This window comes from Butyricimonas synergistica DSM 23225 (assembly GCF_000379665.1).
Taxonomy (GTDB): domain Bacteria; phylum Bacteroidota; class Bacteroidia; order Bacteroidales; family Marinifilaceae; genus Butyricimonas; species Butyricimonas synergistica.
On the sequence record NZ_KB903371.1, the window covers coordinates 76,425 to 97,838 of the forward strand.

17 protein-coding genes and 1 riboswitch are annotated in these 21,414 nt (G+C 47.7%); of the genes, 2 read left to right on the forward strand and 15 right to left on the reverse strand.

Annotated features, from left to right (window positions below; translation table 11 throughout):
- Positions 1–53 precede the first annotated feature (53 nt).
- Positions 54–740, reverse strand: a complete 687-nt coding sequence (locus tag A3CY_RS0117455) for an energy transducer TonB (protein ID WP_018339235.1) — start codon at positions 738–740, stop codon at positions 54–56.
- A 228-nt stretch (positions 741–968) separates the two neighbouring features.
- Positions 969–1,661 carry an energy transducer TonB gene (locus A3CY_RS0117460; RefSeq protein ID WP_018339236.1) on the reverse strand — a complete coding sequence of 231 codons (693 nt, stop codon included), beginning with the start codon at positions 1,659–1,661 and terminating at the stop codon, positions 969–971.
- Between the two features lie 221 nt (positions 1,662–1,882).
- Here A3CY_RS0117460 and A3CY_RS21525 point away from each other — a divergent pair, with 221 nt between their 5' ends.
- A complete protein-coding gene (locus tag A3CY_RS21525) occupies positions 1,883–2,560 on the forward strand; it encodes a 4'-phosphopantetheinyl transferase family protein (protein WP_018339237.1) in 678 nt (225 codons plus the stop codon).
- A gap of 69 nt (positions 2,561–2,629) precedes the next feature.
- Here A3CY_RS21525 and A3CY_RS22295 read toward each other — a convergent pair whose 3' ends face one another.
- From A3CY_RS22295 to cobI, 13 genes are all read right to left on the reverse strand, one after another.
- On the reverse strand, positions 2,630–3,709 hold the full coding sequence (locus tag A3CY_RS22295) for a thioredoxin family protein (RefSeq protein WP_018339238.1): 1,080 nt from the start codon (positions 3,707–3,709) through the stop codon (positions 2,630–2,632).
- Positions 3,710–3,711: 2 nt separating this feature from the next.
- On the reverse strand, positions 3,712–4,773 hold the full coding sequence (locus A3CY_RS0117475; protein WP_018339239.1) for a TlpA family protein disulfide reductase: 1,062 nt from the start codon (positions 4,771–4,773) through the stop codon (positions 3,712–3,714).
- Positions 4,774–4,833: 60 nt separating this feature from the next.
- The gene (locus tag A3CY_RS23060) at positions 4,834–5,340 is read right to left on the reverse strand and encodes a hypothetical protein (RefSeq protein WP_026207816.1); all 507 of its coding nucleotides are present in this window, start codon (positions 5,338–5,340) and stop codon (positions 4,834–4,836) included.
- A 68-nt stretch (positions 5,341–5,408) separates the two neighbouring features.
- Positions 5,409–5,831 carry a hypothetical protein gene (locus tag A3CY_RS22300; RefSeq protein WP_018339241.1) on the reverse strand — a complete coding sequence of 141 codons (423 nt, stop codon included), beginning with the start codon at positions 5,829–5,831 and terminating at the stop codon, positions 5,409–5,411.
- Positions 5,832–6,271: 440 nt separating this feature from the next.
- On the reverse strand, positions 6,272–7,837 hold the full coding sequence (locus A3CY_RS0117490; RefSeq protein WP_018339242.1) for a RagB/SusD family nutrient uptake outer membrane protein: 1,566 nt from the start codon (positions 7,835–7,837) through the stop codon (positions 6,272–6,274).
- 12 nt (positions 7,838–7,849) lie between these two features.
- Positions 7,850–11,458 carry a SusC/RagA family TonB-linked outer membrane protein gene (locus A3CY_RS0117495; RefSeq protein WP_018339243.1) on the reverse strand — a complete coding sequence of 1,203 codons (3,609 nt, stop codon included), beginning with the start codon at positions 11,456–11,458 and terminating at the stop codon, positions 7,850–7,852.
- A 47-nt stretch (positions 11,459–11,505) separates the two neighbouring features.
- On the reverse strand, positions 11,506–12,639 hold the full coding sequence (locus A3CY_RS0117500) for a FecR family protein (RefSeq protein ID WP_018339244.1): 1,134 nt from the start codon (positions 12,637–12,639) through the stop codon (positions 11,506–11,508).
- A gap of 104 nt (positions 12,640–12,743) precedes the next feature.
- Positions 12,744–13,310 (reverse strand): RNA polymerase sigma factor, encoded by a 567-nt coding sequence (locus tag A3CY_RS0117505; RefSeq protein WP_018339245.1) that lies wholly within the window; start codon positions 13,308–13,310, stop codon positions 12,744–12,746.
- A gap of 99 nt (positions 13,311–13,409) precedes the next feature.
- Positions 13,410–14,774: a peroxiredoxin family protein gene (locus A3CY_RS0117510; RefSeq protein ID WP_018339246.1), complete on the reverse strand. Its 1,365-nt coding sequence runs from the start codon at positions 14,772–14,774 to the stop codon at positions 13,410–13,412.
- A gap of 122 nt (positions 14,775–14,896) precedes the next feature.
- On the reverse strand, positions 14,897–15,886 hold the full coding sequence (locus A3CY_RS0117515; protein ID WP_018339247.1) for an aspartate-semialdehyde dehydrogenase: 990 nt from the start codon (positions 15,884–15,886) through the stop codon (positions 14,897–14,899).
- A gap of 384 nt (positions 15,887–16,270) precedes the next feature.
- Positions 16,271–17,968 (reverse strand): lipid A phosphoethanolamine transferase, encoded by a 1,698-nt coding sequence (locus A3CY_RS0117520; RefSeq protein ID WP_240388180.1) that lies wholly within the window; start codon positions 17,966–17,968, stop codon positions 16,271–16,273.
- Positions 17,969–17,984: 16 nt separating this feature from the next.
- Positions 17,985–19,148, reverse strand: a complete 1,164-nt coding sequence (locus A3CY_RS0117525) for a BamA/TamA family outer membrane protein (protein ID WP_018339249.1) — start codon at positions 19,146–19,148, stop codon at positions 17,985–17,987.
- A gap of 88 nt (positions 19,149–19,236) precedes the next feature.
- The gene (gene cobI / locus A3CY_RS0117530; RefSeq protein WP_018339250.1) at positions 19,237–19,959 is read right to left on the reverse strand and encodes a precorrin-2 C(20)-methyltransferase; all 723 of its coding nucleotides are present in this window, start codon (positions 19,957–19,959) and stop codon (positions 19,237–19,239) included.
- Positions 19,960–20,028: 69 nt separating this feature from the next.
- Positions 20,029–20,223, forward strand: a riboswitch (cobalamin riboswitch).
- A gap of 21 nt (positions 20,224–20,244) precedes the next feature.
- Here cobI and A3CY_RS0117535 point away from each other — a divergent pair.
- Positions 20,245–21,399, forward strand: a complete 1,155-nt coding sequence (locus A3CY_RS0117535; protein WP_155828458.1) for an ABC transporter substrate-binding protein — start codon at positions 20,245–20,247, stop codon at positions 21,397–21,399.
- Positions 21,400–21,414 lie beyond the last annotated feature (15 nt).

Here is a 21,414-nt window from a genome sequence, read left to right on the forward strand (position 1 = left end):
AAGAAAGGGCTGACAAATATTTGACAGCCCCTTTATTAATTTTAAAGTGTTTTTTACTGTAATCTGAAGTTGATAGGTACAGTGTAAGAAACTCGTACTGGTTTGCCTCTTTGTTTTCCAGGTTTCCATTTCGGCATGGATTTTACCACGCGAACGGCTTCTTTGTCCAAAGAAGGGTCAACACCTCTCAGCACTTTCACGTCAGTGATACTACCGTCTTTTTCAATCACGAATTGTACGGTAACTCTACCTTGGATATTGTTTTCTTGTGCAATAACCGGGTATTTCACGTTTTTCCCCAACCACTTGTTGATATCTCCCGGGAACGTGGGCATATCCTCTACTACTTGGAATACGTCTTCTTCACCATAATCTCCTTCATCGTATCCAGCTCCGTCGTAATCATAACTATAATCGGTACGGTTCTCAACGTCTGCTTCAGCGTCTTGGATTTCCAATTCTTCATCGATATCCAACTCTTGGTCCACGATCTCGATCAAGTCTGTCAACTTGGGAGCTGGTGGAGGTGGTGGAGGCGGTTTCATCATCTGTTGAGTAATTGGAATGATTTCCTCATCGACTGGCTCATCAGCAACGGTAACGAAACCTTCTTCCACTTTAGAGTTTGTCTTCCAGTTGAAGGCACAAAGCAGAACAGCTAGAGCAAGTACCAGACCGATCTCGAAGAAAATAGCTTTCTTTCCTTCTAGGTCTGCCTTCGGTGTTTTTTTGATTTCCATGTTATTAGTTTAATATTATAAGCTCTATATATTTCTTGTCTAATTGCGTCGGTAAAAATAAACAAATTCGGATAAAACTGCAATAGTTGCTCTCTTTTTTTTGAAGAAAATGTTAAGATATAGCCTCTGTTCTATTAAAATCTTCTTAAATAAATAAAATAAAAAAGGACAACCATTGGGATTGTCCTTTTTCGGGATGTTCGTATTGTATGTAAATCACTGTATGTTTCAATAGTTTAAACGGAACGAGATCGGAATCGTGAATTTTACTCTCACGGCTTTATCTCTTTGCATTCCGGGTTTCCATTTTGGCATGGAGTTTACCACTCGCAGAGCTTCTTTGTCCAAGTCGGGATGAACGGAACGAATCACTTTCGCATCGGTGATGCTACCATCTCTTTCAATGATGAATTCGATGTACACTCTTCCTTGCACTCCCGCTTCTTGTGCTCTTACCGGGTATTTTAAGTTTTTACCGAGCCATTTTCCTAAATCTCCGTTAAATTGAGGCATAAATTCGGCTCTTACAAATATAGTTTCTTCACCAAAATTCTCTTCTCCATCTCCCGTGTAATCACTATAAGGATCTCCTGTACCATTTACCGAGCCTTTTTGATTTTCGTTGAAATCTATGATTTCTAAATCCTCAAATTCCGGAACTTCGTCCACGATCGTGATAACATCAATGGGTTTTACCATGATCTTCGGTAACGGTCTTGATGCTGTTTGAGGCATCGTGATCGGAAGAACTTCTATATCGTCACCACCTTGAACGGGAATAACAATTTCTTTCGTTTCTTCCTGGTAGAATTTTGTCTCAAAGGCAAAAAACACAGCTGCTAAGGCAACAATAAGCCCTATCTCGCGGAAAATGAACCGCTTGTTTTCCAAATTGGAACGGGATGTTTTTTTTGCTTCCATGGCCCTTGTTTTTGAAATGTTATCTAAACGTTAATTTGATGTTTCAAAATTAGGATATAAAAATGATATAAGCAAGTTTTTTGACCAGAAATGTGAATATTTTCTTAAAATTTTATTCGTTGTGTTTTAAAATAACGTTAAGAGTCCCGTGTTTATTAGGTTTTCTAAAATATTTGTCCTATTGAAAAGATTGTTATTTATATCTTTTCTAACTTTGTGCCATGATTAAAATATTATTTATTCGGGTTCCGTCAGATGAAATGTATGATGAGGTGTTCACTTCTTTGCAAAAAAAGGTGTCGGCGGAGTGTTTCGATGAAGCTCGGGGATTCAGGCATAAGGGGGTGGCAATTCGTCGTATGCTTGGCGAAACGTTAGTGGGGTTGGCACTGGAAAGATATTGGGGATTGCTTTTGGGAAATTATCGGATAGCCCGGGGGAAGAAAGGGAAGCCTTTTATTGCGGATAAGGAGAATATCTTTTTTAATATATCCCATTCGGGCGATTACGTGGTCTGCGCCGTTTCAGATCGTGAAATAGGGGTAGATATAGAGAAGCGGGCAAAGGCGAGAATGGAGGTCGCCGGGCGTTTCTTCCATAAGCAGGAGGTGCAGGCATTGAAAGCGGTGTCCGGTGACGAGCTGAATAAATTATTCTACGATTACTGGTCTGTTAAGGAAAGTTTCTTGAAATATATTGGCACGGGGCTTACCCGTCCCTTGAATAGTTTTCTGGTACAATTTTCAACGGGAGGTATTAATTTGTATGAGGGAGAAAAGAAATTATCCCTGTATGTACATCCTTGCCCGGTGGACTCCGGTTATGCGTGTTATATATGTAGTGAATGTGATGAGGAACCCGAAATGTATGATGTTACAATACAAGAGGTCATGTCCTGAAATTGCTTATTGAAGTATTCATCCCTAGTTGTCCCGCATATGGGAGGGGCTAGGGATGAAAGCGTCGCTCTATTCTTTTGAAAAGCGTGCTATTATATTGTTTATCCGGGAAGAGTTTTCCGGTTGAAGGTTTTTGGCGATCTCCTGTAAGTAGAAGCAAGCTTCTTTTTGTTGTGCAGGGGTTGCGGTCCTTTCAAAATTTTGCAGTTCTTGTAAAACATTCATGAGTTCCTGTTCGTTCTGTATTTGTTTGGGAAGATTTTGTAATACTTTAAGAATTTCGCCAACTCGCTTTGTTTGTTTATTATTGATGATTTGCCGGAAAAGCATGCAATATCTTAGTGACCGGGCTCCTTTGTAGTTATCTTTCTCGAATTGTTTTAGATCTTGCATCCGGCTGTCGAAATCCATATCCATCATTTTCATCATTCGAAATTCATTTGAATAGGTGTTCATGATTTTGTCTTCTACTTTTTCTTGCCCCAGTTGTCGGCTAAATGCTTTTCTGTTATTCACGAGGTAACGGAAAAGCGGGAGGTCGATATTTCCAATTTCATTTTTAATGAGATTCCAGTTCTCTGGTTTACATAATCTGTTTACGCCAAGGGAGAGCATCGTTTCGCTCAGTACTTCCTGCAATTGTTTTTTATCGCGTGTTTGCAAGAAAGCGATGTATTCTTTTAGAAAAGCATCGGAGCGGTCGCCTTTTTCGTATTGTAGTTTCATTTCGGTTAGCTTCACCACGTTCTTGACTTTTTGCACGAAATCGTCTTCCGGTTTGGAAACGGCGCCTCCGTCCAGACGGCAATAAAGGCTACCGTCATGATTCAGGATTAAATAGGTCGGGTACATCTTCACGTTGTATTTTTTAGCGATGTCAATGCCTTCGCCTTCCTGCATATCTTTCATGATACAGATATAATTACTGTTGAAATACTCGCCGCACTCCTTTAACGGGAAGATGAACTTGACCATATATTTGCAAGGGCCGCAAGTTTTCGTGTGGCAATCGATGAATAACTTTTTCCCTGTTTGTTTCGATTTTGCCAATGCTTCTTTAAAAGTGAGGTCTTCAAAATTTGTACCTTCCTGGGCTATGCAATTGCCCGTGAGGCAGATTAGTAAACTGATAAGATAAATGAATTTCATAACTATTGTTTTAACGTGTTTAGAATTAATGCTTTCATTTCCGGACCGGGACCAGGAGCGAACGTGGTCACGATCATCCCTTCTCGGTCTATAATGATGTAACGGGGCACTCCAACCACGAGGTATTCCTTTTCAAAATTGGAATTCTCCGAGGGTGCCGTAATCAGGTTCAACATCTCGCCCATGTGGTTCTCTTGAATTGCTTTCAGCCATTTGCCATGGGCGCTTTTGCGGTCGATGGAGAGAGACAGGAATAGAATATTGTTATTGTCCTGGAATTCATCTTTCAATTGCATGAACTTGGGCATCTTTTCGATACAATTGCAGCACCAGGTAGCCCAGATGTCCACGACAATCACTTTCCCCTTAAAATCAGCGAACGTGTAATTTTTACCGTCAACATCCTGTAAAGGCGACAAGGGGGCGGGCTTGCCTTCCCCGAGAGGGGCATATTGCGCATATAGTTTTAAGATCTCTTGTTTTAACGGAGAATCTGCCACGTGCGATTCGATGAGTGCTTGTAATTCGGCAATTTCTTTCGGGCATCCGTTATTTTGGAAAAGAAATTTCATCTTTTCCAGGTAAGTGTCGTGTAGTAGCGTGTTGTGGTGAGAAAAAATATCTTTCAATTTGGCGTAATCGTTGTGATTGAGCGGGCGCGAGGGAAATAGGGTGGACATGCTAATCCCGTCCCGGGCTGCATCAAATTCCTCGCCTTTTTTCATGGCTTGAAGCATATAATAATAGTCCGTGAATCGAGCTGCTCCGTGTCGGTTCATGAAGGTGGTCACTGTAGAATCTTCGATGTTTATTCGGGGAAGATGTTTTAATAATAATGCAATATCTTGAGTCTTGCCCCGTTGGGAAATAACGTAAGCCCCTCCTTGCAGGATGAAATGGCAGTTGTTCTGTAAACGGGTTGCCGGATCCTTGGAATTCGGGTAAGCGGTTAGGATTTCTCGGACGGAAGCGAAAGAAGTTTTCTGTTTGCCCGTCGATGGTGGTGTTTGTGCCGAAGAGGCAACAACAAGGAATAATGCGAGAATGGGTAATACAAATTTCATATCGTTTCATTTATGGGCATGATAGACGGGAGGGTGTGCTGAAACACACCCTCCTTTGAATTATTCTTTCGGTCCGTTTACGATACCGTCAATATCAAATCCTAAATCTTTCATGTGCTGCACAACCAAGTTGAATTTCTCGTTCACCAAGGGATAAGTCTCCGGTGGGTATTCTTTTTGGAATTCTTCTTGCGTGTACCAAAGAGCGGCTCTTAGATAACTGATGAAATAAACGTAAGATTTGCTTGTCGTTTTTTCATCCTTATAATCTTGGGTCGTTGTGGTATATGAAGTGACAGATAATATGGGCGTAGAAAAGTAAACAGGCGGTCGACCATTGGGGTTATTTGTGAATTTCTCGTTGATACGGTCGATAAACCCGCGGGTTTTATAGTAATTCTTATCATTTTTGTAAGAATCACTTGTTTGATATTTTGTCGTAAAATCGATGCCGTCTTCTAAGTTGGCGGGTTCACTAAGAACTCCTGCCATGAGAGCTTCGGTAAACATTTTTGCCAAGAATGTACAGCGTTTGATTTTATAGGCTTCTTTGTTCTTATTTGCCATTTCCGCAGCGGTAAAGGATACTGCCCAATAATCGAAACCGTTTGTTTTTAAAGGAACAAAGTTCGGATCTACCGGAGTTGTTCCGGTGCCTGTTCCAGTACCAGTACCCGTTCCGGTGCCTGTTCCTGTGCCTCCGGTTCCAGTGCCAGTACCCGTCCCGGTGCCTGTTCCCGTGCCTCCGGTTCCAGTGCCAGTACCCGTCCCGGTGCCTGTTCCCGTGCCTCCGGTTCCAGTTCCAGTACCCGTCCCGGTGCCTGTTCCTGTGCCTCCGGTTCCAGTTCCAGTACCTGTTCCGGTGCCTGTTCCTGTGCCTCCGGTTCCAGTGCCAGTACCCGTCCCGGTGCCTGTTCCCGTGCCTCCGGTTCCAGTACCAGTACCCGTTCCGGTGCCTGTTCCCGTGCCTCCGGTTCCAGTACCAGTACCCGTTCCGGTACCTGTTCCTGTGCCTCCGGTTCCAGTCCCAGTACCTGTTCCCGTGCCTCCCGTGCCACCGGTTCCTCCTGTCCCAGAGTCAGTGTTTTCTGTTACAATTCTAAAGTTATCCAACAAATAGATTTTAACAGGCAGGGCATGTCGTGCCACTTCCGGGGTAATAAAATCGAAAACGTGATTTTTAAAGAAATTGATATAAAACTCTGCTTGTTCGTCATTCAAATCGTTTCCGGCATAGAGGTCACCGCTTCCCAACGAGGTCCATTTGCGGTTTAAGTCATAGTCGGTAATGTCTTTGTATAATAAATAGACTTGGTACTTCTCGTAGATCTCTTCTGCGTCATGATCCCAAGGATTGTCTCCTTGCGGGAATTCGAATCGAAGCGTGGAGTAGTTTCCCGAGGGGGGTACTGCATCCTCATCATAACATCCTGTCGCTAAGGAGAGGAGTCCTGCCGCGAATAATGGTAATAGATGTTTCTTCATATCTGCTTTTATTTTAGTTGTTTGTTCTTGTCACTGTTCCTTTACGCGGGGATTCTGCCAATGGATTCTGGTGCAGGTAAGCATTCGCTTCCAATGCCGTATTGGGGAGCGGCAGAGTATAGCCCGGGTCATTTTTCTGTAGCGTGTACACGATTTTCGTGTCTTCGTCCGGATACCAGGTGTGTTGGATTTCCGGCATGCCCCAACGACGCAAGTCGAACCAGCGGTGATCCTCGAAGCACAGCTCTCTCCGCCGTTCATCCCGGATGAAATTGATCAACTCTTCCGTGCCGCTGATATTGGTCGCTTGGTAATCTTCCGGGGCAAAGCGTTTCACGCGCAATTTTTCCAAAGCCCGGATGGCTTCGCCTTGGGCAGCGGCCTCGCCTTGTTTTGCCAACATGGCTTTTGCCTCGCAATAGTTCAAGTAGGCTTCCGACAGGCGCAGGCTTCTTCCGAACATTAACGTACCGTTGGTTAACGGTTGGTAATAACGATCTTCGCTCATGGCGACTTTACCGAATGCCTGGTACATGCTTTCGGTTTCTCCGGGGGCTATATACCAACTGCGGCTGATGTAACGGTTCTTCCGTAAATCCTTCTCGTCAAACGTGTTCAATAAGGTCTTGGATGCCCGGAAATAGGAATGCTCGCCGTCTTGATTACGCGCGTTGTATAACCAGCCCACGCAATCCGATATGTTGGAATACGGGAAGATGGTTTCCGGTGAAGTCCGGTACGCGTGGTGGTCCATGTAGACAGGCATGCCCATGTTATTAGCGTCGGCAACGGTGTTCAGGTCTAACAACTGGAAATTCTTGTTCGTCATGACCGAGTCGGCGTATATGGCGGCCTTGTTCCACTCCTCCATGTACAAGTAGGCTCTGGAAAGCAGCAAATGCACCATGGGCAGGCTGGTCCGGTAGTTGGCATCCCATTGTTGGTCTTCCGGCAACAAGTGGTAGAGGCGTCCCGCTTCATCGAGATCCTTGATGATTTGGGCGTACACCTCCTCGACGCTGTTTCTTGCCAGGTCCTTCTGCTCCACTCCGCTGTTCAACTTCAACGGTACTCCCATCGCCGTTTTGTCTTGATTATAGGGGGCTCCGAAAATATTGACCAACGTCAGGTAATAGAAGGCGCGTAACGTCAACGCTTGTGCCGTCACATAATTTACCATGTTGACATCATCATCGTTGATGTCTTGGATGTAATCCAACACGGCATTTGCCCCCAGGATCAATTCGTAGTATCTTTTGTAGGTGGAGTAATTACTCCCGTTGGCTTTATTCATTTGGTCGTACATCTCCGGTTGCCAACTGAAGACTGCCGTCCAAAGGCTGGGATTGACCCCCGTGGCCGGTTTTTGATAAGGCGCACCGTCCACATCATCGTCCAACAAGCCGAGAAAGAGGTTCAGTTCTGCCCGGTCATAGCGGGGATAAGCTTCTCCCAGCAGTAATTCATTCATTGATGAGGCATCTTTGGGAACGAATTCGCTTTTGGCTTTCGGTTCCAGAAAATCACTGCAACCGGAAAGGAAACTGGCTAATAGTATAAATATAATGAGTTGTTTCATAATTCCTATTGATTAAAATCCGACACTCAAGCCGAAAGAGAAGATCTTCGGCATAACACTTTGAGAAGAATCATTACTTAATTCTGGGTCGAATCCGTCGAATCGTTTGCTGGCGATAACAAACGGATTGCTTACCGTGGCGCTCAAGCTGAAAGAGGTAGCCCTGAATTTTTGGCATAGCCTGGAAGGCATATTCCACGAGATGGCGATTTGGGTGCAACGCAGGAAGGAGGCGTCTACCACCATGGCGTCTGATTTTGCCCACATGTCGTACCGGGAATTGGTTGTGATACCGTCCGGGGTCGTCAAGTTATAGAGAGGGTCGACGGAGGTATACAGCGCCGGGATGATTGTCGATGCTTCGTCGCCTGTTTTCTTCCAACGCTTGGTCAAATCTTTCGACAAATTGTTGAGCGGATCGGGCAGTTTGCCGCTGACGAAATCGGCGTAGGGATTGGGCAAACGCTTCTTGGCTCCCACCAGCGCGGAGAAATAAGCCGACAGTTGCAATGATTTGTAACGGACACTGGTATTGAGACCTCCCGTGAAGTAAGGGTCTGACTGACCGGAGTACACCAGGAATGTAGTGGGATCTACTTCCGGGTCATAGGCTTCCACGTCGAGCAGGTTGAACTCCGGATAACCGTTTTCGGGATTCAAACCCGCGAACGAGTAGGACCAGAAAGAACTCAGGGGTTTGCCTTTCTTCAACGGACGCTGGCTGCTGCCGCTGAGGAATTGGCCTTTCGTGAGACGGTCTGCCTTGGCGGTCAAATCATCATTTTGCGACGTGTTCCAGTTTTTGGAAGCGTTCAAACCGATGGTCCACACGAAATCTTTCTGTTTGAACGGGGTCATGTTCAAGGAGAACTCCAATCCTTCGTTGTAGATACGTCCACCGTTCAACCGGAGGGAGGACATACCATATTCTTCAGCCACGTCTTCCGACAGGAATGTATTCGAGCGTCTGCCGTAATATTCGAATACCATGCTGATGCCCTTGAATACTTGCATATCCAAACCGAAGTTCCAGGTGTGCGTGCGCTCCCATTTCAAGAATGGATTGGGAATGCTGGAGATGGAGACCGCGTATTCGTTGTATCCGCCGATGACCCCTTCCTGGTGTGCGATCAATTCGGGACTGATAGAAGTTACCACGTATCCCTGGATCCCGTAAGTGGCGCGAAGGTTCAATTGGTCAAGCCAAGTGATGTTGTCCTTGATAAAGTCCTCTTCCGCCATTCTCCACGACAGACCGAAAGAGTAGGTCGGGTCAAAGCGTTTCCGCATATCCTGTCCGAACCGGTTGGATCCGTCCCCCCGGATATTCGCGTTGAGGACGTAACGATCTTTTAGCGAGTAAGCAATCGTCCCGAAGAAAGACAAGGAGTTGTTCGTGACGGTCGTGTTTCTCCACCCTCCATTGAAAAGGTCTTCGTATGCCGCCCAATTTCCGACATCACTCATCCCGATGGGTTTGATTTGAGAGGGTGCCGTGGGTTTTACCAAAATTTCTCCCCGGTCCGGGACATATCCCCACACGGTATTGGCGTTGTTCCGGTTTACATTGGAGGTAAGCTCTAACGCGAACATGGCATTCAGTCGATGGATCTCTTTGAACGTGTGCGAGAGGGTCACCTTGTGCTGCATGTTATAGTTGGTGGCGTTCGTGGTGTTGGTGGTCAACTGTCCCCCGAAAGGCAGCATGGCGGCGTTGAATTTGTCCGAGTTGGGTTTTTCCGTCCCGTAATCGTAGCCCCGGTAGTTTTTAGCGATGTAGGAAGTCTCTTCCCCTGCGTACGCGGTCGATTGGTTCACGTTGGAGGAGATGCTGCCGACAAACGAGTACTTCAACCATTTGGTGACATCCCAGTCCAAGTTGACCGACGTGCTCAGGCGGGTCAGTTTGTTCTCGGAATAACTGTGGTCAAATTCGTTCATGAAATTGAACCCGTATTCGATTGTCCCGTTCTCCAAACCATTCCATTCATACGATCCGTATGTTTTGTAAAATGCGCGTTCGCCGTTTTCTTCAAAAGCGGGGACAGCGCGGCTCATTTTCGTGGCATACGATAACGGCGACACGCCGGGACCGAATCCGTCACTCTCGTTCAGCGTGGCGTTGAGGTTGATGCTTACCCGTACCTGATCCCACAAGGTGGACGTGATGTTCAAGCGGGAGGTTAATTGTTCGGATTCATCCCCGATTTCTATACCGCGGCTGTTGTTATACCCGAAAGAGGCATTGTAGGTCGTTTTTTGCGATCCCCCGGAAATACTGATATTATGGTTGTGGCTGAATGAATTGCGTGTCAGCAAATCAAACCAGTCCGTGTTGTTCGTTTCCAGCCATTCCATGTAATGCATGAATTCGCTTTCCGTGATTTTGCGTTGGTTGTACAAGGCCATCAATCCCTCGTACGTGTAAATCTGGGGTAGCGGTTCTTCTTGATACCGTGCTCCGGCATCGTAAGCTTCTTTACTGAATTGGATGCGCTCTTTGGAGTTCATGAGGTTGAACATTCCGTAATTCGGGCGTGCCCGCATGGAGAAGTTCGCGGAGTAGCGGATGCTCGTTCTTTCCGTTTTACCTTGTTTTGTCGTGATAACGATAACCCCGTTAGAGGCTTTCGAACCGTAAATGGCGGTTGCCGAAGCGTCCTTCAACACGGTGATGGTCTCTATGTCTGCCGGGTTCAACCAGGAAATTTGATTCCCGATCAAATTCGTCAAATCCGAGGCGATGTATTGGGTCGCGTCGATGGAAAGCGGGTCCGGTTGGATAACACCGTCAACCACCCACAACGGGTCCGTGTTTCCCAATAGCGTGGAACGTCCCCGGATGGTGATTTGAGGTTTGCTACCTACGCGGGAAGAGCTGTTCACGACTACCATCCCCGGGATTTTCCCTTGCAACATTTGGTCGATGGAGTTGGCTCCGGGCATCATGATGTCCTCTGCCTTTACCGTGGTGAAGGAACCTACCATGTCCTTGCGGGGAAGACGGTTATAACCCGTTTCCACGACTTCCACCTCTTCCAGTTGAGTCTCGTCCAATTTCATCACGATATGCAACGGTTTGTCGTCTTTGCAGGCCACTTCCTGTCTTTGCATTCCGATGAACGTGAAAACAAGAGTTTGTTCCTTGGAACCGGGAATCGAGATGTTGAAATTACCGTTCACGTCCGTGGAAACACCCACGCTGGTGCCCTTGATGAGTACCGTCACCCCGGGAAGCGGTTCTCCGCTTTCGTCAACCACGGTTCCTTTGACGGCCTTTTTCGTTTGCGGTTCTTCTGTTTTTTCTTTCACCACGACCACGCCTTCCACCATCGAGTAAGTTAACCCGAAATGCTTCAGCACGATGTCAATGGCTTCTTTCACGGGTGCGTTCTTGACGATAAGATCTTTGCACCTTTTGTCTTTCACCTTTTCCAGGTTGTACATGAATTTTACTCCGGTCTGTTTGCGGAACTCGTTAATGACTTCCACAAAAGAGGCATCTTTGTAGTTCAGGTTTACCGTCTTTTCTTGCGCGTAACCCTGTTTGCCGCACAACAATGAAACGGATAAGAATAGAAAACTAACAAAAATGTACGCTGTTCTGTTCTTCTTTTTCATAATATTGATTTATTGTTTGATCTGGTTATCCGCTGTCGCCGTTGGTATTATTGTATTCCGACGATTAGCTTTCTTCCTTGTATTTCAATTTTTATATCCGAACTCTTCTCGAACATTTCGATGAATGTGCCGATATTTTTGAAACGGCTCAAGTCGCCTGAGAAGTGCAAGTCTTTTGCCTTTTCCTCCGTGTAGCACACTTGGACGTCATACCATCTCTCGAGTTGGTTCATGATATCTTCCAACCTCATTTCCTGGAACAGGAACATGCCGTTTTTCCATGAAGTGGCGTAACGCGTGTCCACGTTTTTAATTTCTTTCTGCCCGTCTTGGTTTATGGTGATTTGTTGATTGGGAGTCAAGACAAGCTTTTCCCCGTCAGGAGAGAGATAGGCTATTTTCCCGTTTACCAGGGTGGTCACGGTTTCCCGGTTTCCCGGGTAGTTGTTCACGTTAAATTCCGTGCCCAGCACGGCGATGTCGCCCCTGTCCGTTTTCACGATAAAGGGAATGTCCGAACGGGCAACGCTGAAATAGGCTTCTCCCGATATGGATACTTCCCGTGTCGTGCCGTTGAAATTTGTCGGGTAGGTAAGCCGTGAATCGGAATTCAGCCACACTTTGGTCCCGTCCTGCAACGTGAGCGTGAACTCTCCGCCCCGGGGAATGACCAACGTGTCGCGGAACGTGTCTGGTGCGGTGCTATCGTTCGCGTGGTATTGCAGTCCCGCCGTGTCGATCTGCATCCTCGTCCCGTTTTGCCTGATGGTTTGGCGGGTATTCCGGTTAAGTTCTATCCTCTGCCCGTCATGCGTGATTAACAATGCTTGTTGTTTGCCTGGATGAATATTCGATAAGAATATCTCGTTATAATATTCCTCGTTATTATCTTGCTGGTGCGTGTACAAAAATATGCCTGAACCGACCAGAAGCAAGATGGCTGCGGCGATTTTTAAATAGGGACCGCGGCGCATGGCTTTAGCGGGTGCGATATTCTTGTGATAGGCTTTCAAGTAATCGAACCGTTCCTGGTCTTCTATTTTTTTACGCAGATACCGTTTGTCGGATAATTTCCGCACGAGATCCTCCAGGCGGGCGTCCTCGTGAGAGGATCCTCTTTCCTTGCCCAGTATCTGGCGGAACAACTGTTCCGATTTGTCTGAAAAAGTATTCCACTTCATGATATAATATTTTTTGCCTATTATATCCCAAAAGTGGTCCTGCGGGTGACAGCTGGAGTGTTTTTTTTTCTTAAAAAATTATTTTCGAGAGCTAAAACGTTCAATTACTTCAATATATCCAGCAAAAGCAATAACCCGAAATAGTCTTTTAAATTTTCTTTTATAAATGAATATGCCCTTTTCTTCTGTGTTTTGACGGTATTGGCGCTTACGCCGAGTTGCAATGCGATTTCTTGGATGGAAAGCCCGTCAATGCTTAATTGCACGATCGCTTGGCGTTGCTCGGGGAGGCGGCTGATTGCGACACGCAATTTACGGATGACGTCTTCCTCTATGGCCTGGTAGAACATGTTATCTTCCAGTTCCTCCTGCGTGAGGCTCCATTCTGTTTTTCGCTTGTCTTCGACCTTCTTGTCCCGGATGTATTTTAACGTGTTATTGTACACAGAATGGTACAAATAAGAGGTAAGTATTTTAACATTCTGGAAATACAAGTCCGATTTCCAGACCACAACTAGGCACTCCTGCACGATATCCTCGACGAAGTTCGTTTCGTTCACGAGCGAGGAAGAATAATTACATAATGCCCCGTAGTAAAAGCGATATAATTCTTTCCATGCGAGAGGGTCCTTGTTGTTTATGCCTTGTATGAATTTATCGGGTTTTACCATGGCACGGGCGTTTTTCATGCGACAAAAAAACGAAAAATAGTTGAAATAGCAAAGTACAATCTTGTTAATGATTGTACTTTGTTATTATTATCGGTCGTTTCAAAGTTGCTCTTTCAAATATTTTTCAAGTTCCCCGGAGGAGGCTTTTGGGAGGTGGCTGCCCGCTATTTTCCCGTCCGGGGTGATTAAGATGAATTGGAACATGTCCCGGGGATTGTAATGGTATTTCGAAAGGAATTCTCGTGTCCCCTCCAGGTAAAGGTGGGTTCCCGTCTGGAGATTTTTATTCCTGATCACTTTCCTCCACGTTTCGTTTTTGGGTTCGATGGAGAGGTTTACCAGGTGGACGTTCTTTTCCTTGAACAGGGGGGCTACTTCCTGCAGGTGGGCGAATTCCACGAGGCAAGGGGAGACGTTTTGCCAGATATAGAGGCAGACGTATCCGTCGCGGAAATTTTTTAGGCTATACTCTTTGCCCGTTGAGTCTCTGGCGATGAAATCTATCGCTTCATTGCCCGGTTCCAGGCGTTTCCAGCTATCATATACGCTCGTGTAACGGGAGAGTAAGTCCGGGTTTGTCAGTCTCTCTCTCGTGATTTTATCCAGTTCCTCGATTTGCGTGATGCCGTTGCGTTGCACGTGCTCGCTAGCCCAAGTGGCGATGAACCTTTGTATCACTTCATCTTGTTTGAAATTTCGGGCGGCGTATTGTATTTGTTTCAGTACATTCTCGTAAGGAGTCGCTGCATTTTCTTCGTTCCGCGAGCCCAGGAATGAGCATGCATGCGTGACGAATGTCCGGTATTCCGGAAGGTCGAGGTAGTTGTTGTCCTCCTCGATCCAGTTTTCGAGCATGGTGTAGTAATCGGCATCGATGTCCTTTCGGTTTTTCCAGCCGTGGGCGTAAGGATAATTCACGAGGACAGACCCGAGCAGGTATTTCAAGCGGGCGCGTTCCAGTTTCACGAATTTCTTGCTTGCCTTGTTCAATGCACTTTCACAAGAATCCAGCAAACTTGAATTTGCTTGTATCGTTTCTTTCAATTTCATCTCAAACTCGGGCAACGGCAGGGTGTAAATGTCGCGGGAGGGGAATACGGCTTTCCAGCGGGACAGGTATTCCGTGATGGGCGGGCGGTCCCCCGTGATCTTGGACGTGCGGTGAAGGTTTTTCCCGTCGAAAGCGAGGTGAATATGGTCTCCTTTTTCCGCGTAAAGTTGTTTGCGTTCACTGAAGCCGTTGTGTAAGGTTAGATAGACGGTTGCGGCGTCTTCTATGATACGTTCCCCGTGTTTGGCGGAATCGAATTCAACGACTCGCAGGTCAGTGGTTGTTGTCGATATGCCTAGCCCGATTTCCGGTAATTCATCAACGTCGACGGAAATTTTTATATTGTCCCCGTGGCGCAAGGGGGTGGCGCAAGAGAATAGCGCAAATAATAAAAGTAAAAAATAGCATTTCATCTTCGGATATTGTTTAAGTGATTACTATGTATAGTAATCCCAAAAAATGCGAAAGGGTGACAGGAAGGGCGAGAAAAATTTGTGATGAGAGAAGAGCCGCCTTCGTGGCGGCTCTTCCCGTGTTATATTAGATGATGTTCATTCAAGTATTCCGCTATTTGTACGGCGTTCGTGGCGGCTCCCTTGCGGAGGTTGTCGGAAACGACCCACAGGTTGAGGCTGTTTGGCTGGGAGAAGTCCCGGCGGAGGCGTCCCACGAATACCTCGTCTTTCTCGTTGGCGGTGATTGCCATGGGGTAGAGGTTTTGCGAGGGATCGTCTTGAACAACGATTCCGGGTGTGTGAGCCAGCAGGTCTCGGAGTTCTCCCAGGTCATAATCTTGCTCGAACTCGATGTTGACGCTCTCGGAGTGACCGCCTTCGACGGGAACTCTTACCGCGGTAGCGGTTACCTTGATGGTGTCGTCGTTCAATATCTTGCACGTTTCGTTCACGAGTTTCATTTCTTCCTTCGTGTACCCGTTATCGGTGAACGAGTCGCAATGCGGCAGGCAGTTGCGGTCGATCTGGTGGGCGTAGGCTTTTTTTACCTCTTTGCCTTCCCGTTCCCCTTCCAGTTGGTTGATGCCTTTCAGACCGCTTCCGGTGACGGACTGATAAGTGGATACTACCACCCGCTTAACGCGGTATTTCTTGTGCAGGGGGGCGAGTGCCACTAGCATCTGTATGGTGGAACAATTGGGGTTGGCTATGATCTTATCCTCCCGGGTCAGTGTGTCGGCGTTGATTTCCGGGATCACGAGTTTTTTCGTCGGATCCATTCTCCACGCGGATGAGTTGTCGACCACGGTAATGCCAGCGGCGGCAAACTTGGGAGCCCATTCGAGCGAGGTGTCCCCCCCGGCGGAGAAAATAGCGATCTGGGGTTTCATGTCGATAGCGTCCTGCATTCCCATGACTTTATAGTTTTTCCCTTTGAAGGTGATTTCTTTACCCACGGAACGCTCACTGGCGACCGGCAACAATTCTGTAACCGGGAAATTTCTTTCTTCTAAAACCTGCAACATTTTTCTCCCCACGAGTCCTGTTGCTCCTACTACTGCTACTTTCATTTTGAATGGATTTTTTAATGTTTAAATGCCTGTTGTGGCATTTTTGATACAAGTTAGTTGTTTATTACCGGGTCAAAAATAGTGAATAAGCCTTGCTTCGGCAATAGGGAAGAGGTATTTTTTCAACACGGTTGCCTTGTGTTAAATATTTAACATCTTTCGGGGTGCTTCCTCTCTTCTCCTACTCTTCTCCTACTCTTCTCCCACTCTTCCCCTAGTTTTCTAGGGGAATTAGCGTGTTGATATCATATTATAAGCTTATTGTTGTTCTATTTAAATAGAATAGCAATAGAATAGTAATAGAATGACAATAGAATAACGGGTAGGGAAATGTGCGGGAAGACTAGGAGAAGACTAGGCTAAGAGTGGGATAACAAGGATTGTTTAACGGGAGATGTCTACCGTGCAGTCCATACCCCTGTGTTTTACCATTTCCTTGTCTTGTTTTTTTAGACCCACTTCATAGTAATTGATCGGGGTGTCGTGATCGCCGAGGTACATACGCGGTTGCCGCTTGAATACCGGGTTGACAAGCGAGAGTTCCGGCTCGAAGTGTGAGGTGTTGATTTCGGCAAGGTTCAACAGGGTATGGAAAATGTGGTTCGTGGCAACGGGGGCGTTGCTGTTATAGCGTGCCACCTGGTAGAAATTGGGGCGAGCCTCGATGTAGTTGTCCGAGAACCAGATCAGGAACGGGATGTGCAACTGGTAATAAGTCGGGATGGGCGAGGCGTGCAGGAAGCGTTTCCGGTTGTCGTCGAGCAGGTCTTCCCCGTGATCGGGGGAATAGATCATGGTGGCGTCGCTGCCGGATTGCTTTAGAATCTCGATCACGTTGTACAGGAAGTTGTCCGTGTACAGGATGCTGTTGTCGTAGGCGTTGACGAGTTGCGTTTTGTTTTTGTACTCGATTTCCGTGGCGTTCGCCGGGGTAAAGCGGACGAACTCTGCGGGGTAGCGTTCCTTGTAGTTGAAGTGCGACCCGTAGGTGTGGAACACGATCAGGAGGTTGTCGTTTGTCAGGGAATCAATGTAGTGGCGCATGAGCGGCAACATCTCCTCGTCGTAGTTGTTTATCGTGATTAACCCGCCGTCCTCGATGGGGCGGATGTTCACGTAAAAGTCCGCCTCTTTACCGAAATAGTCGGTAAACGAGCGATTGGGCACTTGATTGGAGAGAAACACGGTTTTGAAGCCCGCTTCCTTGAAGGCTGTCAGAACGCTTTTCTGCGTGTATAGTCGTTCGTAGTGGCAGGCGTCCGCCGCAGAAAGGATGAGCGGCACGCTTTTGTGCGTGGTGTTCGATTGCGTGATGGCGTCTTTATATAGTACGAGTTGCGATTCCTGCTTCAATTTCGGGTTGGTTTCCCGCCCGTAGCCCCACAGTTCCCAGTTTTCGGCACGTCCGGCTTCCCCGATGACGAGGACGTATATTTCCCGGCGTTCATGGGCGGAGTCCCTCGTGGCACGGAACTCGAAATCTTTGGAGGTGACGGGATAGTTCATGCTGCGGTTCCATTTCTCGCAGGCAAAGTAGAAGTTGTACATCACGTTCGCGGGGTAGATGTCTGTTTTGACTTCGTAGGTATTGTCCCGTCTTTTCTCGTAAGCGGTAAGTCCCGCGCTGATAATAAGGAGGACGATGCCCCACGTGATCATCTTCCGGCGGAAGGCGGCAGGGCGTACCACCTTGTGGTGGACGGCGATGGAGGCAAGCGTGATGACGGGGACGTAGAGCACGCACACGATGATGATGGAAGGCCAGATATTGCCTAACAATTCACCCGCCTCGGAGGCATTCGTGGTGGGTAGGTTCAGGAACATATCCACGGCGATGACGGATTCCCCGAAGAGGTAGAATAGCACGAGCTGGAAGGCGTGCAGGATAAGCACGGGTATGAGTATCAGTTGCATGATGCCCGCCCGTTTGAGCAGGGAGAGGACGATCATGTAAATGCTTAACGGCGCGAGAATGAGGATGACTTTTCCCACGAGGGAAAGTGGTTCCGTGAATAACAGGCAAAAGTTCGGGACGAGGTTCAACACGATGAAGAGCCAAAACAAGGTTTTGCTCTTTTTCACGAAGTTGACAATTCCCCTAGAAAGCCTCGTTAATATTGAAGTAGAATGCTTTGACGCCTTTGCCGATTCCATAGTCTAGTCTTACGTTAATTCTATTTTTAAATTCCCAACGGTAACCGATACCGTAAGTGGGTAAAGTTTGATCCCATTTGAACCCGTCCATGTCCGGGAACACGTTGCCGGCACCACCCCAGAGGGTGATCCCGTGGCGGTTGTATATCTTTTGCCGGAGTTCTACCTGTGCCTGCACGAGGTCGTTGTCCCGATAACGTCCCTCGTAATAGCCTCTCATGCTGTACGAGCCTCCCATCAGGGCGACCATGCTCCACGGGGTGTCCCCGTAATTGAATATGCCCTGTAATTGCGATGCCACGATAGCTCCTTTCCAGGCTTTCCTGTAATACCGGAAGTCAAAGCTGGTGCGTTTGAAGTCCTGGTCGTTGCCGAGGAAGCCGGGGAAGAACTGTTGTTCCAGTTGTACGAATATTCCTCGTGCCGGGTTCGGGATGAAGTCCCTTGAATCATACGAAATGATGATACCGGGTCCGAAGGTGGTAACGTTCTTGGGGGCGCCGTTCAAGTAACTGATGTCGTCGAAGTCTTTCGCTACCACGTTACGGAACATGAGGTTAGGGCCCACGTACAGGTTAGGCGCCAGCCGCCAGAGGAATTCGAATTTGACTTGTTGTTCCAGGCGTTTGTATTCGGTACTATTGTCGCTGTGTCCCGCCTCGTAACCGATACCCCAGAATTCGCTGGGGAACGAGAAAAAGTACATATTGGCGTTGAGCCGGAAACGGTCTTGCGGGAAAATGACGTTGCCTCGGATACCCAGCAGGTAGAATCCCGTGGTGGTGATGTCCCCGTAAATGGAAATGTTGGATGGGGATATGCTCTTGTCATTCCGATCGATGCGAAATAACCCGGAAGCGACTAGCCCGAGCCCGAGTTTCGTGTCACTCGAGAAGTGGGGTCCCCCGATGACGGAGAAGTCGAATCGTTTCTCTTCTTTTTCTTTGTTGGCGTCCGCGAAATAGCGGTAGAAGCGATGGAAGAAACCGTTTTTCGAGGTTGTCGTGTCCGTGGAGCTGTTGGTTGCCAGGTTATTGTCCTGGGTTTGACCAAAAACAGAGAGCGACAAAACGCACAATAACGTGATATATAACGTACGTAAAATCATTTTAGGTTGATAAAGTTATATTAGCATAGATTAAATAATCATTCGTTCCGTGATTACGTTGTACGCAATATTTGTGCCAATTGTTTAGTTAGCCGAGAGAGTTTCTGCCCGCGGGACGTATAATCATCAGGGAGAAATAAGGGAAATCCATGTCGAGAAGGCTGCACGGTTCCGTTTCGTGGCGTTCGTCGGGAGTGCCCACGTTCTGGTAATAGTGAAACTCGGCGGGGGGATTCCGGCGAATGAACTCGTGTACTTCCCGGGTGCACTGGGATAGCTTCATGATGACAGCAACGTGGTTCGTGGCTATCAACTCGCCGAGTTCTTCCGGGGTGGTTTTGCCCGGCAGGACGACCAGCCGTTCTTCCTGTTTCACGATATGAAGCCCTGATGCGGCTCCCGCGGCGATGAATGCGGGGACTCCGGCGATGACGGAGATAGGAACGTGCATGGATGCTAGTTTCCCGAACATGTAATTCCCCGAGGAGTAGAAGCCGGAGTCGCCTTCCGCCGTGACGGCAACGGTTTTGCCCGTGGCGGCAAGTGACGCCACTTCCATGCTGAGGGCGTCATAAGCCCGGTTGGCAAGCGTGCGGTCTTTGGACATCGGAACGTGGAAAAGGCTGATTTTGGTAGTGTCGACAGGTAACGCTTCGATGATGTTCCGGGCGTATGATTTGAAGTTGCCTTCTTTGTCTTTCGTGCCGGGACAATAGATCACGTCGGCTTCTTGCAAGGCTTTCAGTGCCTTGACAGTGATCAGTTCGGGGTCGCCTGGCCCCAGGGATACGCTAACGACTTTACCTTTCATATGATGAGTTTATAAACTGATTTCGGGTGCAAAAGTCGTTAAAAAACGGATACGCTCAAAATAATATTTATATATTTGCAGGCGTCTTGGTGCTTCCTTGTTGGAAGAAAAGGGAATCCGGTGAAATTCCGGGGCTGTCCCCGCAGCTGTAAAGTCGTTTCCTGCCTCGAAGGTGGGCAGATCTTTTCGGTAAAACCACTGGATCGAATCTGGGAAGGAGAAAAGATGACAAGCCAGAAAACCTGCCGGACGACACGAATGATTAATACTTTCGGAGGAAAAGAGATGAATGGATTAGTACGTTTATTATGTTTTTTGTGTGCCTGCGGCGTGTTCTGCTGCTGCAAGTCAGGCACGGGTAAGAAATCCGCGGAGAAACAAGCGGTTCAGGCGGGGAAGGATTCGATTCCCCGGGTTCAGATTAGATATGCCAAGGGGTTCTGGTTGGAATACCGGGAAGGGTATGCCGTGTTGAATATCAAAGACCCGCAGGAGAGTAGTCATACCCATTACCAGTACGTTTTGATTCCCCGGGGGACAAAGGTACAAACCCCGGCGGAGCTGCCCGTGGTGGAGATCCCGGTGCGGAGCGTGGTGTGTATGACTTCTTTGCAGTTGTCGAATTTTATCAAGCTGGAGGCGATTGATAAGGTGGTGGGGATTACGAGTACCCGTTTCCTTTTCAACGGGGAGATGCAGCAACGGGTAGATGAGGGGAAGACCCGCCGTATCGGTATCGAGGGAAACTTTGACAACGAGGTGATTATGAGCTTGAATCCCGATCTGATGCTGATTTCTCCTTTCAAACGCGGGGGATACGATGCCGTGAAGGATATTGACATTCCTCTGGTGCCGCATCTCGGTTACAAGGAGATGACCCCGCTCGGACAGGCGGAATGGATTAAGTTCGTGGGGCTGCTGTTGGGGATGGAAGATAAGGCTAACGGGGAGTTCGACCGGATAGAGAAGCGGTATAATTCGCTGAAAGCCTTCGTCGGAGAGGTGAAACGCCGTCCGGTGGTGTTTAGCGGGGAGTTGCGGGGAGGGGTATGGTATGCAGTGGGAGGCAAAAGTTTCTTGGCTCAGCTTTTCCATGACGCGGGGGCGGATTATTTCCTGAAAGATGATCCCCGGTCGGGCGGGGTGACACTAGACTTCGAGACGGTGTACAATCAAGCGGAGAGTGCCGATTACTGGCGGATAGCGAATAGTTTCGCCGGGGAGTATTGTTATGACGCATTGAAGGCTCAGGACGAGCGTTACGCGGACTTCAAGGCTTTCCGGGATAAACGTGTGATCTATTGCAATATGCGTGAAAAGCCGTTTTACGAGAGTATGCCTGCCGAACCGGAGGTGGTACTTGCCGATATGATTCGGGTGTTCCACCCGGAGATATTGCCCGATCATGATCCGGTGTATTACGATCTGCTCAAAAAGTAAAGGTATGGGACGAGG

Excerpts from the sequence above, each read along its gene's own strand:
- A3CY_RS0117460 (WP_018339236.1), bottom strand. The coding sequence starts at position 1,661 with ATGGAAGCAAAAAAAACATCCCGTTCCAATTTGGAAAACAAGCGGTTC.
- A3CY_RS0117525 (WP_018339249.1), bottom strand. The coding sequence starts at position 19,148 with ATGATTTTACGTACGTTATATATCACGTTATTGTGCGTTTTGTCGCTC.
- A3CY_RS0117490 (WP_018339242.1), bottom strand. The coding sequence starts at position 7,837 with ATGAAACAACTCATTATATTTATACTATTAGCCAGTTTCCTTTCCGGT.
- cobI (WP_018339250.1), bottom strand. The coding sequence starts at position 19,959 with ATGAAAGGTAAAGTCGTTAGCGTATCCCTGGGGCCAGGCGACCCCGAA.
- A3CY_RS0117475 (WP_018339239.1), bottom strand. The coding sequence starts at position 4,773 with ATGAAATTTGTATTACCCATTCTCGCATTATTCCTTGTTGTTGCCTCT.
- A3CY_RS0117515 (WP_018339247.1), bottom strand. The coding sequence starts at position 15,886 with ATGAAAGTAGCAGTAGTAGGAGCAACAGGACTCGTGGGGAGAAAAATG.
- A3CY_RS0117510 (WP_018339246.1), bottom strand. The coding sequence starts at position 14,774 with ATGAAATGCTATTTTTTACTTTTATTATTTGCGCTATTCTCTTGCGCC.
- A3CY_RS22295 (WP_018339238.1), bottom strand. The coding sequence starts at position 3,709 with ATGAAATTCATTTATCTTATCAGTTTACTAATCTGCCTCACGGGCAAT.
- A3CY_RS0117495 (WP_018339243.1), bottom strand. The coding sequence starts at position 11,458 with ATGAAAAAGAAGAACAGAACAGCGTACATTTTTGTTAGTTTTCTATTC.
- A3CY_RS0117500 (WP_018339244.1), bottom strand. The coding sequence starts at position 12,639 with ATGAAGTGGAATACTTTTTCAGACAAATCGGAACAGTTGTTCCGCCAG.
- A3CY_RS23060 (WP_026207816.1), bottom strand. The coding sequence starts at position 5,340 with ATGGCAAATAAGAACAAAGAAGCCTATAAAATCAAACGCTGTACATTC.
- A3CY_RS0117505 (WP_018339245.1), bottom strand. The coding sequence starts at position 13,310 with ATGGTAAAACCCGATAAATTCATACAAGGCATAAACAACAAGGACCCT.
- A3CY_RS0117535 (WP_155828458.1), top strand. The coding sequence starts at position 20,245 with ATGAATGGATTAGTACGTTTATTATGTTTTTTGTGTGCCTGCGGCGTG.
- A3CY_RS21525 (WP_018339237.1), top strand. The coding sequence starts at position 1,883 with ATGATTAAAATATTATTTATTCGGGTTCCGTCAGATGAAATGTATGAT.
- A3CY_RS0117455 (WP_018339235.1), bottom strand. The coding sequence starts at position 740 with ATGGAAATCAAAAAAACACCGAAGGCAGACCTAGAAGGAAAGAAAGCT.